The 15,168-nt window shown below is 70.1% G+C and carries 12 protein-coding genes; all 12 read left to right on the forward strand.

The window, feature by feature from the left end; translation table 11 throughout:
• From D2K64_RS01075 to ftsA, 12 genes are read left to right on the forward strand one after another with little or no spacing between them, the layout of a single operon-like run.
• The gene (locus tag D2K64_RS01075) at nucleotides 1-2,079 is read left to right on the forward strand and encodes a peptidoglycan D,D-transpeptidase FtsI family protein (protein ID WP_120005800.1); all 2,079 of its coding nucleotides are present in this window, start codon (nucleotides 1-3) and stop codon (nucleotides 2,077-2,079) included.
• A complete protein-coding gene (locus D2K64_RS01080; protein ID WP_120005802.1) occupies nucleotides 2,069-3,544 on the forward strand; it encodes a UDP-N-acetylmuramoyl-L-alanyl-D-glutamate--2,6-diaminopimelate ligase in 1,476 nt (491 codons plus the stop codon). Before D2K64_RS01075 ends, D2K64_RS01080 begins: the two co-directional genes overlap by 11 nt.
• Nucleotides 3,541-4,926, forward strand: a complete 1,386-nt coding sequence (locus tag D2K64_RS01085; protein ID WP_120005804.1) for a UDP-N-acetylmuramoyl-tripeptide--D-alanyl-D-alanine ligase — start codon at nucleotides 3,541-3,543, stop codon at nucleotides 4,924-4,926. Before D2K64_RS01080 ends, D2K64_RS01085 begins: the two co-directional genes overlap by 4 nt.
• Nucleotides 4,923-6,011: a phospho-N-acetylmuramoyl-pentapeptide-transferase gene (gene mraY, locus D2K64_RS01090; RefSeq protein WP_120005806.1), complete on the forward strand. Its 1,089-nt coding sequence runs from the start codon at nucleotides 4,923-4,925 to the stop codon at nucleotides 6,009-6,011. Before D2K64_RS01085 ends, mraY begins: the two co-directional genes overlap by 4 nt.
• Complete coding sequence (gene murD / locus D2K64_RS01095) at nucleotides 6,011-7,402, forward strand: UDP-N-acetylmuramoyl-L-alanine--D-glutamate ligase (RefSeq protein WP_238383933.1); 1,392 nt, start codon at nucleotides 6,011-6,013, stop codon at nucleotides 7,400-7,402. The genes mraY and murD overlap by 1 nt, the downstream gene beginning before the upstream one ends.
• On the forward strand, nucleotides 7,399-8,523 hold the full coding sequence (locus tag D2K64_RS01100) for an FtsW/RodA/SpoVE family cell cycle protein (protein ID WP_456316358.1): 1,125 nt from the start codon (nucleotides 7,399-7,401) through the stop codon (nucleotides 8,521-8,523). The genes murD and D2K64_RS01100 overlap by 4 nt, the downstream gene beginning before the upstream one ends.
• Nucleotides 8,520-9,632, forward strand: a complete 1,113-nt coding sequence (murG, locus tag D2K64_RS01105; protein WP_120005812.1) for an undecaprenyldiphospho-muramoylpentapeptide beta-N-acetylglucosaminyltransferase — start codon at nucleotides 8,520-8,522, stop codon at nucleotides 9,630-9,632. The genes D2K64_RS01100 and murG overlap by 4 nt, the downstream gene beginning before the upstream one ends.
• Nucleotide 9,633: 1 nt before the next feature.
• Complete coding sequence (gene murC, locus D2K64_RS01110) at nucleotides 9,634-11,070, forward strand: UDP-N-acetylmuramate--L-alanine ligase (RefSeq protein WP_120005814.1); 1,437 nt, start codon at nucleotides 9,634-9,636, stop codon at nucleotides 11,068-11,070.
• 58 nt (nucleotides 11,071-11,128) lie between these two features.
• The gene (murB, locus tag D2K64_RS01115; protein WP_120006721.1) at nucleotides 11,129-12,031 is read left to right on the forward strand and encodes a UDP-N-acetylmuramate dehydrogenase; all 903 of its coding nucleotides are present in this window, start codon (nucleotides 11,129-11,131) and stop codon (nucleotides 12,029-12,031) included.
• Nucleotides 12,028-12,939, forward strand: coding sequence for a D-alanine--D-alanine ligase (locus D2K64_RS01120; protein ID WP_120005816.1), 912 nt, complete (start codon nucleotides 12,028-12,030; stop codon nucleotides 12,937-12,939). The genes murB and D2K64_RS01120 overlap by 4 nt, the downstream gene beginning before the upstream one ends.
• Complete coding sequence (locus D2K64_RS01125; RefSeq protein ID WP_120005818.1) at nucleotides 12,929-13,837, forward strand: cell division protein FtsQ/DivIB; 909 nt, start codon at nucleotides 12,929-12,931, stop codon at nucleotides 13,835-13,837. Before D2K64_RS01120 ends, D2K64_RS01125 begins: the two co-directional genes overlap by 11 nt.
• Complete coding sequence (gene ftsA, locus D2K64_RS01130; RefSeq protein ID WP_370764146.1) at nucleotides 13,834-15,129, forward strand: cell division protein FtsA; 1,296 nt, start codon at nucleotides 13,834-13,836, stop codon at nucleotides 15,127-15,129. Before D2K64_RS01125 ends, ftsA begins: the two co-directional genes overlap by 4 nt.
• The last annotated feature ends 39 nt before the right edge of the window (nucleotides 15,130-15,168 follow it).

Raw genomic sequence — 15,168 nt, forward strand, 5'->3', positions numbered from 1 at the left:
ATGACGCTGCTCCCCCCGCCCTCCCCCGACTCCCTGCCGCTGCGGCGGCCTTCGCGCGCGGCGGCCGAGCACGCGGCCGATGCCGGGCCAGGCGTGCTGGTGCGCGTCACCCAGCCCGACCTGAAGCGCCGGCAGGAGCTGGAGCGCACGCGGGGACGGCTGGTCCTTTCCTCGCTCGGCTTCGGCGCGCTGTTTCTGGCCGTGGCAATGAAGGCGACCTGGTCTACGGTGATCGCGCCCGCCGATCCGGTGCGGCTCAACGCCGCGGTGCGCGCCACCCAGCCTTCCACCGAGCACGCCGCGCGCCGCGCGCCGATCACCGATCGCAACGGCGAGATCCTGGCGATCTCCCTGCCCGTGACCGCGCTGGTGGCCAATCCCCGCGTGCTGCAGGACCCCGCCGACGTCGCGGACAAACTGCGCACGGTGATGCCGTATCTCGACCGCGACAAGCTGGTGGAGCGCCTGTCGGGCGATCGCGGCTTCGTCTACATCACCCGCGCCATGACCCCGCGTGAGCAGCAGGGTGTCATCAACCTCGGGATCGCCGGGCTGGATTTCGAGGAAGCCGATCGCCGTTACTACCCGCAGGGTCGCGCCGCGGTGCACGTGCTCGGCAATGTGGACGTCGATGGCAATGGCATCTCCGGCATCGAGCGCACCTTTGATGCCGTTCTGCGCCAGCATCCCGAGAAGCCGCTGAAGCTGTCGATCGACGTGCGCGTGCAGCTGGCCCTGCGCGACGCGGTGAACCAGGCGATCACCGATTTCAACGGCATCGGCGGTGCCGGCGTGGTGCTCGACGTCAACACCGGCGAGGTGGTGTCGATGGTCAGCCTGCCGGACTACGACGCCGGCGACATCAGCGACGCCTCGCCCGAGCAGCGCTTCAACCGCGTCACCGTCGGCATCTACGAGCCCGGTTCCACCTTCAAGCTGTTGACGGCGGCGGCGGCGCTCGAATACGGCACGGCCAACGTCAACAGCTCGATGTTCGATGCATCGCGGCCGATCCGCTATGGCCGCTTCACCATCAGCGACTTCAAGGGCAAGAATCGCTGGATCACCTTTCCCGAGATGCTGGCCTATTCGTCCAATCTCGGGGCGGCGCACATGGCGGCCACCTTCGGGCCGCAGCGCCAGCGGGAGTTCCTGAAGACCGCCGGCATGCTGGCGCGCCAGTCGATCGAGCTGCCGGAGCGCGCCGCGCCGCTGGTGCCACCGGCCAGCCACTGGCGCGACATCAACATGTTCACCATCGCCTTCGGCCACGGCATCAGCGTCACGCCGCTGCACGTGGTGACCGGCATCTCGGCGCTGGCCAATGGCGGCATCCTGCGGCAGCCGACGCTGCTGGCACAGCCGCCCGGCACGCAGCGCGAGGGCACCCGCATCGTCAGCGAGGCGACCTCGGCCACGATGCGCAAGTTGATGCGCTTGGTGGTCACCGACGGCTCCGCCAAGGGCGCCGAAGTGCCGGGCTACTTCCTCGGCGGCAAAACTGGCACGGCGCAGAAGACCGGGCCGCATGGCGGCTATCTGATGAACAAGCGCATCGCCGCCTTTGTCGGCGCCTTCCCGATCCAGTCGCCGCGCTACGCGCTGTACGTGATGGTTGATGAGCCGAAGCCGAACAGCAAGAGCTTCGGCTATGCCACCGCCGGCTGGGTTGCCGCGCCGGCGGCGCATTCGGTGATCGCGCGCATCGCGCCGATCCTGGGGCTGGTGCCGGAAGACCCCGCCAATCCGGCGATCATTCAGGCCACGTCGCTTCCGCTGCAGCCGCGGGCTCCGGCGCGCCCGACCGCGCAGGCCGGCGGTGCCGCGGTGATGACTCCGGCCACCGCCCGGCCGCCGCAAAGCGCGGCGCCCCGCGCGGTACCGCCGGCCGAAGCGGCCGCCCCCCGCAGCACCGGTGTTCATCCGCCCGTGGTGCCGCCCGGCCTGCGTGATGGCGCCCGCGCCATGCCGATCCCCAACCTGCCCGCGCAGCCCGCACCGCTGCCGCAGCCGGTTCCGCTGCGCCTGACCATGATGGAGCGCGGGGAGGCACCGCGGGGAGGCCTCGTTGCGCCTTGAGGAGCTCCTCCATCGCGTTCCCGGCCTTCTGACGGCCGGCGGCGTTGCGGATGCCGAGGTCGCGGGCCTGACGGCGGACAGCCGGGCCGTGCGGCCCGGCTTCGTCTTCGCCGCGCTGCCCGGCACGAAGCTCGATGGCCGCGCCTTCATCGCCGAAGCCGCACGGCGGGGCGCCATCGCCATTCTGGTGCCTGCCGGCACGCCATTGCCCGAAGGCGTGTCGGTGCCGCTGATCCCGGCGGAAGATGCGCGGCGCGCCCTGGCGCTGCTCGCCGCGGCGCTGCATGCACCGCCGCCGGCCGTGGCCGTGGCGGTCACCGGTACCAACGGGAAAACCAGCACGGTTGATTTCCTGCGCCAGATCTGGGCCATGGCCGGGCTGCGTCCCGCCTCGCTCGGCACGCTCGGGCTGCGCGCCGAGGGCTTCCCGCCGACGCCGTCGCTGACCACGCCGGACCCGGTGGCGCTGCACCGCATCCTGGCCGAGCTGGCGGCTGCCGGCATCGGGCATGTGGCGCTGGAAGCCTCGTCGCATGGGCTGGAACAACGGCGGCTCGACGGGCTTCGCCTCGCCGCCGGCGGGTTCAGCAACCTGACGCGCGACCATCTCGACTACCACGGCGACATGGCAGCTTATGCGGCGGCGAAGTTGCGGCTCTTCGATACGCTGCTGCAGCCCGGTGCTGCGTCCGTGGCACACAGCGACTTGGCACCGGAGGTTCTGGCGCGGCTGCGCGACATCGCCGCACGCCGGGAATTGCGCCTGTTGACCGTGGGCTCGGGCGGCGAGGCCATCCGCCTGCTGCGCCAGCAGCCCGTGCCCGACGGGCAGGTGCTGGAGATCGACGCTTTCGGCATGCGCGCCGAGTTGCACCTGGCCCTGCCCGGCCGCTTCCAAGCCGACAACGCGCTGCTGGCGGCAGGATTGGCGGTGGCCAGTGGTCTGGACGCGCCCGAGGTGATCGCGATGCTGCCGCGCCTGACGGGCGTACGCGGCCGCATGGAATGCGCCGCGGTTCTGCCGAACGGTGCGGCGGTGTATGTGGACTACGCGCATACGCCGGACGCGCTGGAGCGTTTGCTCACCGCGCTCCGCCCGCACACGGCAGGCAGCCTGCGCGTGGTGTTCGGCGCCGGAGGCGACCGCGATCCCGGCAAGCGCCCGCTGATGGGCGAAGTCGCGTCCCGCCTCGCAGATCATGCCATCGTCACCGACGACAATCCCCGCACGGAAAATCCCGCCGCCATCCGGGCCGCGGTGCGGGCCGGCATGACCGGTTCCGCCGCCACCGAGGAGATCGGCGACCGTGCCACGGCCATCGGCGCCGCGCTGGCCGCGCTGCGTCCGGGCGACGTGCTGGCGCTGGCCGGAAAGGGCCATGAGTCTGGCCAGACCATCGGCACGGTAACCTATCCCTTCGACGATGCCGAGGCGGTGCGCCGCCTGGTGGGAGCGCCGGCATGACGGCCCCGCTCTGGACCTCCGCCGAACTGCGCGAGGCCACCGGCGGACGTTGCCCGGATGGTATCCATATTCGCAGCATCGGCATCGACAGCCGCGGCACCGGCGCGGGCGAGCTGTTCGTCGCGTTGCGCGATGCGCGCGATGGCCATGATTTCGTCGCCGATGCGCTGGCGCGGGGTGCCGCGATGGCGCTGGTGGATCGCGACCCGCCGGCCGTTGCCGCCGATGCGCCGCTGCTGCGGGTGGCGGAAACACTGGCAGCGCTGCAGGCGCTGGGTGGCGCCGGCCGCGCGCGCAGCACGGCCCGCATCGCCGCGATCACCGGCAGCGTCGGCAAGACCACCACCAAGGAGATGCTGCGCCACGGGTTGTCCGCGCTCGGCCCGACCCATGCGGCCGTGGCCAGCTACAACAATCATTGGGGCCTGCCGCTGACATTGGCCCGCATGCCCCGCAATGCGGAATACGGCGTGCTAGAAATCGGCATGAATCACCGCGGCGAGATCGCGCCGCTGGCCCGCCTCGCCCGCCCGCACGTCGCCGCCATCACGACGGTGGAGGCGGCGCATATCGGCCATCTCGGCTCGATCGAGGAGATCGCGGAGGAGAAGGCCGACATCATGCAGGGCCTCGCCCGCGGCTCCGTCACGGTGCTGCCGCGCGACTCCGCGATGTTTCCCCGGCTCGAAGCACGGGCGGCGGCGGCAGGTCTGGCGGTGCTCGGCTTCGGCCTGCACGAAGAAGCGGAGGTGCGGCTGCTATCCTATGGCGGCGCGGCAGAATCGGGCGTCGCGCAGATCGCGTTTCGTGGGCGGACGCATGAGCTGAGGATCGCAGCCCCCGGCCGGCACCTCGCGATGAACGCCGCATGCGCGCTGGCGGTGGCCGCCGCGCTCGGCGTCGAACCAGCCGATTTCATCGCCGCGCTGGATGGCTTCCGCCCGGGCGCGGGACGCGGCGGCCGTGTCACGCTGGAACTGGCCGGCGGCTCCGCCCTGTTGATCGATGACAGCTATAACGGCCAGCCGCCGGCGATGCGCGCCGGGCTCGGCGTTCTCGGCGCGCAGCCGGGGCGGCGAATCGCCGTGCTCGGCGACATGCGCGAATTGGGCGAATTTGGTCCCGCATTGCACGCGGGTCTGCTGCCCGATGTGCTGGCCTCCGCCGATCTGGTCTTTTGCTGCGGTCCGCTGATGCGCGGCTTATACGACGCGCTACCGGAGGACCGGCGCGGCGCGCATCGGGATCACAGCGATGCGCTGGCCCCGCTGGTGCGTCAGGCGATCCGCCCGGGAGACGTCATCCTGGTAAAGGGGTCGCTGGGCAGCCGCATGGCGGTGATTGTCCGTGCCCTGACTGCGCGCGAAGGGGCGCCGACATGATCTTCAATCTCCTGTCCGGTTACGCGGACGGGTTCATCCTGTTCAACCTGTTCCGCTATACGACCTTCAGGGCCGGTGCCGCCTGCATGACGGCGCTGGCGATCAGCCTGTTTCTCGGTCCCGCCGTGATCAACTGGTTGCGCTCCTTTCAGAATGGCGGACAGCCGATCCGCACCGACGGGCCGGAAGGCCATCTGCTGACCAAGAAGGGCACGCCCACCATGGGCGGCGTGTTGATCCTGCTCGGCCTGCTGGGCTCCACGCTGCTGTGGGCGGATCTGCGCAATGGCCTGATCTGGGCGGTGATGCTGGTGACGCTGGTCTATGGGCTGCTCGGCTTCTGGGATGACTGGCTGAAGGTCACCAAGCGCAACACCAAGGGCGTGTCCGGCAAGGCGAAGCTGGCGGTGCAGGCCGGGGCCGGCCTCGTCGCGGCCGTGTGGATCACCTGGCTGATGCCGGAGGCCATCAGCAACCGGCTCGCCCTGCCCTTCTTCAAGGACGTGATGATCAATTTCGGCATCCTGTTTCCCCTGGTCGGGATGCTGGTGATGATGGGCGCGTCCAACGCCGTGAACCTGACGGACGGTCTGGACGGTCTGGCCATTGTTCCGGTGATGCTGGCCGCCGCCGTGTTCGCCCTGATCGCTTATCTGGTGGGCAACCGCATCTTTGCGGACTACCTGCAGCTGAATGGCGTGCCCGGCACGTCCGAGCTGGCGGTGTTCTGCTCCGCCATGATCGGCGCCGGGCTCGGCTTCCTCTGGTACAACGCGCCGCCGGCCAAGGTTTTCATGGGCGACATCGGCAGCCTGTCGCTGGGCGGCGCGCTCGGAGGGGTTGCCGTCGCCACCAAGCACGAACTCGTCCTGGCCATCGTGGGCGGGCTGTTCGTGGTGGAGACGGTGAGCGTGATGATCCAGGTCTTCTGGTTCAAGCGCACCGGACGCCGGGTCTTCCTGATGGCGCCGCTGCACCATCACTTCGAGAAGAAGGGATGGGCCGAGCCCACCATCGTGATCCGCTTCTGGATCATCGCCATGATCCTGGCGCTGGTCGGTCTCTCGACGCTGAAGATCCGCTGATGCAGAGCGCCGCCGTCCCATCCACCCTCGGCTTCCGGCCCTTCGCGGGGCAGCGCATCGCCGTGGTCGGCCTGGGCAGGGCCGGCTTGCCGGCGGCGGCGCGGCTGCGCGACTGGGGCGCGGAGCTGCTGTGCTGGGACGATGGCGAGGCTGCGCGGGCCGCCGCCGTGGCCGCCGGCCTCCCGATCGGTGACCCGGCGGCGCAGCGGGGCTTCCCGTTCGACATGCTGTTGCTGTCTCCCGGCATTCCGCACATCCGGCCCCGGGCGCATCCCTCCGCGGTGGCGGCGCGGGCCGCCGGCGTGCCGGTGTTGTGCGATGCTGACCTGCTGTTCCGCGCCGTTCGCGCCAGCGGCAGCCGCGCCCGCTTCGTCGGCATCACCGGCACCAACGGCAAGTCGACCACCACGGCGCTGGTCCATCACCTGCTGCTGACGGCGGGCATGCGGGCCGAGGTTGGCGGCAATCTGGGCCCCGCGGCGCTGGGCCTGGAGCTGCTCGGCGATGACGGAACCTATGTGCTGGAGATGTCCAGCTACATGCTGGAACGCCTGCAGGCCTTGCGCTTCGATGTGGCGGCGGTGCTGAACCTGTCGCCCGACCACATCGACCGCCATGGCGACATGCAGGGCTACGCCGCCGCCAAGGCGCGGCTGTTCGACCGGCAACTGCCCGGCGATGTCGCGGTGATCGGGATGGATGATGCCTCGGGCAGCGGCTTCGCGGAGGGCCGCGCAGCGCGGGTGGTGCCGGTCTCCGGCGCCGCGCCGCAGCCTGGCGGAGTCTGGGCCGAGGCCCGGGCCCTCCGCGACGATCAGGGCGTCCTGGCCGATCTCGACGCCGCGCCGGCCCTGCCGGGCAGCCACAACGCGCAGAACGCGGCGGCCGCCGCCGCCATCGTGCTGGCGCTGGGCATGCCGCGCAACGCCATCGCCGCCGGACTGCACTCCTTTCCGGGCCTGCCGCACCGGCAGGAACGGGTGGGCGAGCGCGCCGGCATCCTGTTCGTCAATGACAGCAAGGCCACCAACGCCGACAGCACCGAGCGCGCGCTCGCCAGCTATGACCGCGTCGTGTGGATCGGCGGCGGCGTGCCGAAGCAGGGCGGCATCGACAGCCTCGGCCCGCTGTTCCACCGCATCGCGCATGGCGTGCTGATCGGTCAGTCGGCCGCGGATTTCGCCGAAACGCTCTCGGCGCAGGGCGTGCCGAACGAGGTCGCCGGCACGCTGGAGGCGGCAGTGCCCGCGGCGCTGGCGGCAGCGCGGCGCCTCGGCGTCAAGGTGGTGCTGCTGTCGCCCGCCTGCGCCTCGTTCGACCAGTTCACCGGCTTCGATGCGCGCGGCGACCGTTTCCGCGCCCTCGTGGCCCAGTTGCCGGAGATTGTGTGATGGCTCTCTCGCGCGCTGATACCTCTGTGCTGGGCCGCTGGTGGTGGACGGTGGATCGCTGGACGCTGGCGGCGCTGCTGATGCTGGTGGGCTTTGGCTACGTCATGCTGCTGGCCGCGAGCCCCGGCGTCGCCGAGCGCATCGGCGCGTCGTCGCGCGACCTGTTCATCCTGAAGCAGGTGTTCTTTCTCGGCCTGTCGATCGGCGTGATGGTGGTGATCTCGCTACTGCCGGTGAAGCAGGTCCGCCGGCTGGCGCTGCTCGGATTCTTCGGCGCCCTGCTGATGACCGCCGCGACTCTGTCCATGGGCGTCGAGATCAAGGGCGCGCGGCGCTGGCTGCACCTGCCCGGCATGACGCTGCAGCCTTCCGAGTTCCTGAAGCCCTGCTTTGCCGTGGTGGCCGCATGGCTGCTGTCGGAAACTCGCTCGATCGGCTGGCGCGCCACGGTGGCCGCCTGCTTCCTGTTTCTTCTGGTGGCGGGCGTGCTGGCCAAGCAGCCAGACATGGGCATGCTGATCGTGGTCGGCGCGGTGTTCTGCGCGCAGCTCTTCGTGGCCGGCATCAACATGATCATCGTTGCGGGCTGCGGCGTCGCCGGCGTGGTGGGTGGCGTCATGGCGTATTTCGTGCTGCCGCATTTCCGGTCCCGCATCGACCGCTTCCTGAACCCGGAATCGGGGGATACCTATCAGGTCACCATCGCCATGGAGGCCTTCGGCCATGGCGGCATGCTGGGCGTCGGCCCTGGCGAGGGCCGCCTGAAGGGCCTGCTGCCCGACGCGCATGCCGATTTCGTCTTCGCCGTCGCCGGCGAGGAGTTCGGCCTGGCCATCTGCCTGCTGATCCTGGCCGTGTTCGGCTTCATCGTGCTGCGCGGCATGCTGCGCCTGCTGGGTGAGAAGGACCTGTTCATCATCCTCGGCGCCACCGGCCTGCTGACGCAGTTCGGGCTGCAGGCCTTCATCAACATGGCCTCGACGCTGCACCTGATTCCGACCAAGGGCATGACCCTGCCCTTCATCTCCTATGGCGGCTCCTCGGTGATCGCGGTGGCGCTCGGCATGGGCATGCTGCTGGCGCTGACGCGGCGCCGCCTGATGCGGGCGGATGCGGAGTGAGCGATCCCATCATCATCGCCGCCGGCGGCACTGGCGGGCATTTCTTTCCGGCCGAGGCCCTGGCCGCGGAGCTGCTGCGGCGCGGCCACACCATCGCGCTGATGACCGACGCCCGCAGCGCCGACTATGCCACGCCCTCCTTTGCGCAGGCCGAGCGCTTCGTCCTGAAGGGCGCGGGACTGGCTGGGCGCGGCGTGAAGCGGGCGGCGGCGGGCGCATGGGCGATGGCCGCCGGTACGCTGCAGGCCCGTAAGCTGCTGTTGCGGCTGCGGCCCCGCGCCGTGGTGGGCTTCGGCGGCTATCCCTCCGTGGCGCCGATGCTGGCGGCGCGCAGTCTGGGCGGCCGGCCGGCACTGGTGCTGCACGAGCAGAATGCCGTGCTCGGCCGCGCCAACCGCCTGCTGGCCCGCGGCGCCGATGCGCTGGCGCTGTCCTTCGCCACCACCACCCGCGTGCCGGCCGGCACGCGCAGCGAGATCGTCGGCAATCCGGTGCGCCCGGCACTGGCCGCGCTCGCCGGCCAGGGCTTCGTCGCGCCGCAGGGGCCGTTGCGCCTGCTGGTGCTGGGCGGCAGCCTCGGTGCGCGGATCTTCTCCGAGGTGGTGCCCGCGGCCGTGGCGTTGCTGCCGCCGACGCTGCGCGGCCGCCTGTCTGTGGTGCAGCAATGCCGCGCCGAGGATCTGCCGCCGGTGCGCGCCACTTACGAGCAGCTCGGCATCCCTGCGCAGCTGGCGCCTTTCTTCGGCGACATCGCCGGGCTGTACGACACGGCCCATCTGGTGATCGCCCGGGCCGGGGCCTCCACCGTGGCCGAGCTGGCCTGTGCCGGGCGTCCCGCCATCTTGGTCCCGCTGCCGCACGCCATCGATGATCATCAGAGCGCCAATGCGCGCGCCCTGGCGGATGTTGGCGCCGCCATGCCGATGAAGCAGCCGGAGTTCACCCCGCCCGCCCTGGCCGCCGCGCTGGAGCGCATGCTCGGCGCGCCGGAGGCGCTGGCCGCCGCCGCCGCCGCTGCGGCCCGCCTGGCCGCGCCGGATGCCGCGGCCCGCCTCGCCGACCTTGTTCTCTCCCGCGCAGAAGCGCGCCGGTTTCAGGAAGCCTCGTAGAATGCGCGCGCTGCCGCTCAATATCGGACCTATCCACTTCGTCGGCATCGGCGGCATCGGCATGTCGGGCATCGCCGAGGTGCTGCACAACCTTGGCTACCAGGTGCAGGGCAGCGACATCGCCGAGGGCTACAACGTCGAGCGCCTGCGCGGTGCCGGCATCTCGGTGATGGTGGGCCACGACGCAGCCAATCTGGGCGCGGCGCAAGTGGTGGTGACCTCCACCGCAGTGAAGCGCGACAATCCTGAGGTGATGGCTGCCCGCCAGCGGCTGATCCCGGTGGTGCGCCGCGCCGAGATGCTGGCCGAGCTGATGCGGCTGAAATGGGGCATCGCCATCGGCGGCACGCATGGCAAGACCACCACCACCTCGCTGGTGGCGACGGTGCTGGAGACCGCCAAGCTCGACCCCACCGTGATCAATGGCGGCATCGTCAACGCCTACGGCACCAACACCCGGCTCGGCGAAGGCGACTGGATGGTGGTCGAGGCGGATGAGAGCGACGGGTCCTTCCTGCGCCTTCCGGCCGTGGCCGCCGTGGTGACCAACATGGATGCCGAGCACCTGGACCATTGGGGCACCGAGGAGGCGATGAAGCAGGGCTATGCCCAGTTCGTCGGCAACATTCCGTTCTACGGCTTTGCGGTGCTGTGCGCCGACCACCCCAATGTCCAGGCGATGATCCCGCACCTGGACCGCCGGCTGATCACCTATGGTTTCTCGCCGCAGGCTGACGTGCGGGCCGAGCGTCTGATCACCGACCGCATGGGCGCGACTTTCGAGGTTACGGTGCAGGACCGCGCCACCGGCCGCAGCCGTGCGCTGAAGCCGATGCGCCTGCCGATGCTTGGCCAGCACAACGTGCAGAACGCGCTGGCGGCGATCGCGGTCGGCATCGAGATGGATATCGACGAAGGCACCATCCGCTCGGCACTTGCCGGCTTCAAGGGCGTGAAGCGGCGCTTCACCCGGGTGGGCGAGTCCAACGGCGTGCAGATCATCGATGATTACGGTCACCATCCGGTGGAGATCGCCGCGGTGCTGAAGGCGGCGCGGCAGGCCGGCGCGCGGGACGTGATCGCGGTGGTGCAGCCGCATCGTTATTCGCGCCTGAAGCAGTTGTTCGAGGAATTCTGTCAATGCATGAATGACGCGGGCACGGTGATCGTGGCCGACGTCTACGCCGCGGGCGAACAGCCGATCCCGGGCGCCGACCGGGACTCCCTGGTAGACGGGCTGCGTTCCCATGGGCACCGCAGCGTGGTTCCCTTGCCCGGCCCCGACAGCCTGCCGGAGATGATCAACGCCATCGCTAAGCCGGGCGATTACGTGGTCTGCCTCGGCGCCGGCAACATCACGGGCTGGGCGCACGCGTTGCCAGAGCAGTTGCAGGCGCTGGCGCCGCGCGGCCCGCGTCGTGCCGGAGGCGCGCGATGAGCTGGGCCGGCCGGACGCGCACGATGGTTTCGGTCGCCGGAAGCGTGCGGTGAGGCGCATGGGCAACGAGGTTGAACACCGCTTGCCGCCCTTGCGCGGCCGGGTGCAGGCCGCCGCGCCGCTGGCGCCGTTCACCTGGTTCCGCACAGGGGGTACGGCCGATTGGCTGGTGCGTCCCGCCGATGGTGACGACCTTATGCTGCTGCTGCGCGACCACCCGCGCGGCCTGCCGCTCACAGTGATCGGCGCCGCATCCAACCTGCTGGTGCGCGATGGCGGGGTTCGCGGCATCGTGGTGAAGCTGGCGCGTGGCTTTTCCGACATCGTGGTGGAAGCGGACGGCATCGTCGCCGGCGCCGCAGCGCTCGACGTCACGGTGGCCGAGCACGCGGCAGCCGCCGGGCTGGCCGGGCTGGAATTTCTCTGCGGTATCCCGGGCAGCATCGGCGGCGCCGTCGCGATGAATGCCGGCGCCTACGGTTCCGAGATCCGGGACATACTCGACTGGGCCGAGATCGCCACGCCGTCCGGGCTGCAGCGCCTCGGCGCCGCCGAGCTGGGCTTCGCTTATCGCCGCGCCATTCTGCCGGATGGTGGCATCGTCATCCGGGCGCGGTTCCGGGCCGCCGCCGGAGACGCGGCGGCGATCGGCGAGCGCATGGCGGGGATCCGCGCGGCACGCGAGGAAGCGCAGCCGGTGCGCGCGCGAACCGGTGGCTCGACCTTCAAGAATCCTCCCGGCGGGAAGGCCTGGGCCTTGATCGACGCCGCAGGATGCCGTGGCTTGCGGATTGGCGACGCACAGGTGTCGGAAAAGCATTGCAACTTCCTGCTCAATCTCGGTAGGGCAAGCGCCGCGGATCTGGAAGCGCTGGGGGAAACGGTGCGCGACCGGGTGGCGGGAACATCGGGCATCACGCTGGAATGGGAAATCCGACGCATCGGGGAGGAAGCGGCATGACGCATGTCGCGGTGCTGCAAGGTGGCATTTCAACCGAGCGCGAGGTTTCGCTCTCGACTGGCCGCGGCGTGGTCGCGGCGCTGCGGGAGGCGGGCTTCACCGTGAGCCCGATCGAGGTGACCGAGGATCTGGCGGCACTCATCGCCACGCTGCAGCAGATCAGGCCCGATGTGGTGTTCAACGCGCTGCATGGCCGCTTCGGCGAGGATGGCTGCGTCCAGGGCGTGCTGGACTGGCTCGGCATTCCCTACACGCATTCCGGCGTGCGCGCCTCGTCCGTGGCGATGGACAAGGTCGCGGCCAAGGCGGTGTTCGCCGCGCACGGGCTGCCGCTCGCCGAGCACCGGCTGGTGACGCCGGAGGAGTTGGAAGCCGCCGACCCCCTGCCCCGCCCCTATGTGGTGAAGCCGGTGAACGAGGGGTCGTCGGTCGGCGTCGAGATCGTCAAGGACGGCGATAATCGCCGCGGCGAGATCGCCCGCAACTGGCGCTTCGGCCAGAAGGTCATGGCGGAGGAATACATCCCCGGCCGCGAATTGACGGTGGCCGTGATGGGCGACCGGCCACTGGTGGTGACCGAGATCGGCACCGGCCACATGTTCTACGACTACGATGCCAAGTATGCGGCAGGCGGCAGCCGGCACACCTTGCCGGCGCAGGTGCCGGACGCGGTGGCCGAGGCGGCGCGGCAGGCGGCACTGCGCGCACACCAGGCGCTGGGCTGCCGCGGCGTGTCGCGCTCGGATTTCCGTTACGACGACAGCACCGGCCGCATCGTGCTGCTGGAAGTGAACACCCAGCCCGGCATGACGCCCACCAGCCTGGTGCCGGAGCAGGCCGCCTATTGCGGGATCGACTTCGCGGCGCTCTGCGCCTGGATGGTGCAGGAGGCACGCCATGGCCCGTAGTCCGACACGCCTGCAGACGGGCGAACGCACGCGGCTGTCACAGGATGGGCGCCCGCCGCAGTTGGCGGCGCAGCGTCCCAACGCGCTGCGGCTGTGGCTCCGGCGGCAGCGCCCGCATCTGCGGCCGATCCTGCTGGGCATCGCCGGCGCATGCTGCCTGGGTGCCGGCGCCGTGGCCGTGGCGGCGCTGGATCCGGCCGGGCGCTTCGCCTGGCTCGGCCAGGGCGTCTCCGGCATCGCTGCAGAGGCCGGGCTGACGGTTGGCGACATCGTGGTGCGCGGACAGCAGAACACGCCGCGTGAACTGATCCGCACCGCCATCGGCACCGGCCGCGGCGAACCATTGCTGGCGTTCTCGCCGGCGCAGGTCAAGGCACGGCTGGAAAGCATTGCCTGGATCGAGGAAGCCGAGGTGCAGCGCCACATGTCCGGCGACATCTTGATCACGCTGCGCGAACGTCAGCCTTTCGCCATCTGGCAACACGACAATCGCTTCGCCGTCATCGACCGCGAGGGTCGCATCGTGACGGCGGAAACGTTGGACGCGTTCGGGCCGCTGCCCCTGCTGGTGGGCGACGGAGCGCAGAAGATGGGTGGCGCGCTGTATGACGCTCTGAAGGCGGAACCCGAAGTGCAGCGCCGCGTGCAAGCCCTGGTGTATGTCAGCCAGCGCCGCTGGAACCTGCGGCTGCACAACGGCACTGACGTGCTGCTGCCCGAAGGGCACGAACATGCGGCGATCCGCCGGCTGGGCGAGTTGCAGCGCAGCAGTGCCTTGATGGACCGCACTCTGGTGGCGATCGACATGCGCATGCCCGATCGGCTGGTGGTGCGCCAGCAGCCGCAACCGGAAGAAGCCGAGCCCGTCAAGGTCAAGCGCGGGAGCAGCCGCGGATGATGCCGGTGCAACGCCTCACCCCGCCGCCGGAACTCGCCACGCCCGTCTCCCGCCGGCGTCGCGCGCGCAGCGGGCCCTACGGCGTGCTCGACATCGGCAGCAGCAAGGTGGTCTGCCTGATCGCGCGGGTCGAGGCGGATGGGCAGGCCCGCATCCTCGGTTGCGGCTGGCAACGCGCCCGCGGCATCAAAGGCGGCAACATCGTCGACCTGCAGGAGGCCGAACAATGCATCCGCGCCGCCGTGGCCCAGGCGGAAGAAGCGGCGGAACTGAAGCTGTCCGGCGCCATTGTGAACCTGTCCTGCGGCCAGCCGGCCTCGCGTCTGATGAACATTCAATGGCCGATCGGCGGCCGCGCGGTGACCGACGCCGATCTGCGCGCGGTGTTGGCGGAAGGCCGTCGCCGCGCTGCCGAGGAAGGCCGCGAAACCGTTCACGCCACCACGCTCGGCTTCACCATCGATGCGACGCCGGGTGTTCCCGATCCGCGCGGCATGGAATGCGAGACGCTGGCGGCGCATCTGCATCTGGTGGATTCCGCATCCAGCGCGTTGCGCAACCTCGGCATCTGTCTCAGCCACTGCGACCTGGAGGTGGAGGAGCTGGTGTCCGCTCCCTTCGCCGCAGCCTTGTCGGTGCTGGTGGAAGATGAGCGGCAGCTCGGCGCCACGGTGGTCGACATGGGCGGCGGCACCACCAGCATCGCCATCTATGGCGAGGGCCACCTGCTGCACACGGCGCAGATTCCGGTGGGCGGCTGGCAGGTCACCAATGATCTGGCGCGCGGCCTCGCGACGCCCATCGCGCAGGCCGAGCGCATCAAGATCCTGGATGGTTGCGCGCTGCAAGGCGGCGACGATGCCAAGGCCATGGTGAACGTGCCGCAGGTCGGCGAAGACGAGGATCATCTGGTCAGCGTGCCGCGCAGCACCGTAATCAACATCATCCGCCCGCGCATCGAGGAAACCCTGGAGCTGGTGCGTGACCGAATCGACGCCGCGGCCTTGGGTCGGGAAGCCGGTGCACGCGTGGTGCTGACCGGCGGTGCCAGCCAGCTCGTCGGTTTGCGCGAAATGGCGGCGCAGATTTTGGACCGTCCGGTGCGTCTCGGGCGTCCCGCTTTTGTGCGCGGTTTGCCAGATCCGGCACAAGGATCGGATTTCGCGACAACGCTGGGTCTCGTCGCCTGGGGCACCGGCGAAGGACGACCTCTGATTGATATAGATCCCGCTCCAGAACGCGGATTTGGTCGATTTGCTCGATTCGTCAACTGGCTTCGGGAGCGAGTCTGATGCAAAGTACCGACACGCCGAATCGCCGCTCGCCGGACA

It is taken from the genome of Teichococcus vastitatis (genome assembly GCF_003604215.1).
GTDB classification, from domain to species: domain Bacteria; phylum Pseudomonadota; class Alphaproteobacteria; order Acetobacterales; family Acetobacteraceae; genus Pseudoroseomonas; species Pseudoroseomonas vastitatis.

What these genes read in the sequence shown, in the direction of transcription:
- murC (WP_120005814.1), top strand. Translation starts at nt 9,634, where the DNA reads ATGCGCGCGCTGCCGCTCAATATCGGACCTATCCACTTCGTCGGCATC.
- D2K64_RS01120 (WP_120005816.1), top strand. Translation starts at nt 12,028, where the DNA reads ATGACGCATGTCGCGGTGCTGCAAGGTGGCATTTCAACCGAGCGCGAG.
- D2K64_RS01125 (WP_120005818.1), top strand. Translation starts at nt 12,929, where the DNA reads ATGGCCCGTAGTCCGACACGCCTGCAGACGGGCGAACGCACGCGGCTG.
- ftsA (WP_370764146.1), top strand. Translation starts at nt 13,834, where the DNA reads ATGATGCCGGTGCAACGCCTCACCCCGCCGCCGGAACTCGCCACGCCC.
- D2K64_RS01085 (WP_120005804.1), top strand. Translation starts at nt 3,541, where the DNA reads ATGACGGCCCCGCTCTGGACCTCCGCCGAACTGCGCGAGGCCACCGGC.
- mraY (WP_120005806.1), top strand. Translation starts at nt 4,923, where the DNA reads ATGATCTTCAATCTCCTGTCCGGTTACGCGGACGGGTTCATCCTGTTC.
- murB (WP_120006721.1), top strand. Translation starts at nt 11,129, where the DNA reads ATGGGCAACGAGGTTGAACACCGCTTGCCGCCCTTGCGCGGCCGGGTG.
- murD (WP_238383933.1), top strand. Translation starts at nt 6,011, where the DNA reads ATGCAGAGCGCCGCCGTCCCATCCACCCTCGGCTTCCGGCCCTTCGCG.
- D2K64_RS01075 (WP_120005800.1), top strand. Translation starts at nt 1, where the DNA reads ATGACGCTGCTCCCCCCGCCCTCCCCCGACTCCCTGCCGCTGCGGCGG.